This window comes from Streptomyces sp. AC627_RSS907 (assembly GCF_019049165.1).
Map to the genome: position 1 here is coordinate 1 of NZ_JAGMUE010000248.1, position 565 is coordinate 565.

1 protein-coding gene is annotated in these 565 nt (G+C 69.4%); it reads left to right on the forward strand.

Features of this window, described 5'->3' with window-relative positions; all coding sequences use genetic code 11:
* Nucleotides 1–284 precede the first annotated feature (284 nt).
* The coding region (locus KUM32_RS33040; RefSeq protein WP_217145621.1) for a proteasome accessory factor PafA2 family protein at nucleotides 285–565 on the forward strand (281 nt) is incomplete at its 3' end.

The following is a 565-nucleotide window of genomic DNA, read 5'->3' on the forward strand; positions in this document are numbered from 1 at the left end:
GTCAGTACCTGTAGCACCGCACTCCGGCTGCGGATGTCCTACTCCCCGCTTCGGGCGGGGAACCCTGGGGGCGTCCGCAGCCGGACGCTTTTCTCCGGCCAGTGCGCGTGGACAACGACTGGAGCAATGACTGTAATGATCTCCCCACCACCGCTCAGCCGTTCTAGGCTCTGCGGTACCGCAGCGCCGCGAGGTGGGGGATCGGGGACCGCACACGCATCGGACGCGCAGCGGTACTTGAGCGCCGACCTCACCGGTGGGCGCCGCCGGGCAAGGAGGGCCGCATGACCGTACGGCGAGTAATGGGAATCGAGACGGAGTACGGGATCTCCGTCCCCGGCCACCCGAACGCCAATGCCATGCTCACCTCGTCCCAGATCGTCAACGCCTACGCGGCGGCGATGCACCGGGCGCGCCGCGCCCGCTGGGACTTCGAGGAGGAGAACCCGCTGCGGGACGCCCGCGGCTTCGACCTCGCCCGCGAGTCCGCGGACGCCAGCCAGCTCACGGACGAGGACATCGGGCTGGCCAACGTCATCCTCACCAACGGGGCGCGGCTGTACGT